Here is a 928-nt window from a genome sequence, read left to right as displayed (position 1 = left end):
CGGCGCCGGCGATGAAGCTGGTGGAGGTCGTCTCGTCGGTGCTCACGGCGCCCGCCGCCGTCGCGGCCGTCACCGCGCTGGCCCGGGAGCTGGGCAAGGAGCCCGTCGCGGTCGGCGACCGGCCCGGCTTCGTCGCCGACGGGCTGCTGTTCGGCTACCTCAACCAGGCCGCCGCCATGTACGAGGCGCGCTACGCCACCCGCGAGGACATCGACGCCGCGATGCGGCTGGGCTGCGGGCTGCCGATGGGCCCGCTCGCCCTGCTGGACCTGATCGGCATCGACACCGCGCGCACGGTCCTGGAGGCCATGTACGCGGCCTCCCACGACCGGCTGCACGCTCCCGCGCCGGTCCTCGGCCAGCTCGCGGAGGCGGGCCTGACCGGCCGCAAGGCGGGCCGCGGCTTCTACACCTACGACGGGCCGGACTCGGCCGTGGTGGTGCCCGACGCGGAGACGCCCGGCGCCGGCGGCGGGGGCGCGGCGCAGGCGCGCGAGGTGCGCGCGGTCGGCGTGGCCGGGTCGGGCACGATGGCCAGTGGCATCGCCGAGGTCTTCGCCAAGGCCGGCTACCGGGTCGTGCTCGCGGCGCGCTCGCAGGAGAAGGCCGAGGCCGCCAGGGCCCGGGTGGCGAAGTCGCTCGCGCGCTCGGTGGAGAAGGGCCGCATCACGGCGGCGGAGCGGGAGGCCGCGCTGGCGGCCGTCGAGCCGGCGGCCTCGCTGGACGCCTTCGCCGACGTCGACCTGGCGATCGAGGCGGTGGCGGAGGACCTGGCGGTCAAGCAGCAGCTGTTCGCCACGCTGGACAAGGTCTGCAAGCCGGGCGCGGTGCTGGCCACGACCACCTCCTCGCTGCCGGTCGTCGCCTGCGCCCGCGCCACCTCGCGCCCGCAGGACGTCGTCGGGATGCACTTCTTCAACCCGGCGCC

1 protein-coding gene is annotated in these 928 nt (G+C 76.5%); it reads left to right on the top strand.

Translation table 11 applies throughout. From position 1 onward, the window contains the following. Positions 1 to 928, top strand: a 928-nt coding sequence (locus tag AS857_RS36690; protein WP_160330295.1) for a 3-hydroxyacyl-CoA dehydrogenase family protein, incomplete at both ends; no start/stop codon positions are given.

The organism is Streptomyces roseifaciens (assembly GCF_001445655.1).
In the GTDB taxonomy this organism is placed as follows: Bacteria; Actinomycetota; Actinomycetes; order Streptomycetales; family Streptomycetaceae; genus Streptomyces; species Streptomyces aureoversilis.
Note: the sequence above shows the minus strand (reverse complement) of the source record. Positions and strands in the feature narration are given on the sequence as shown.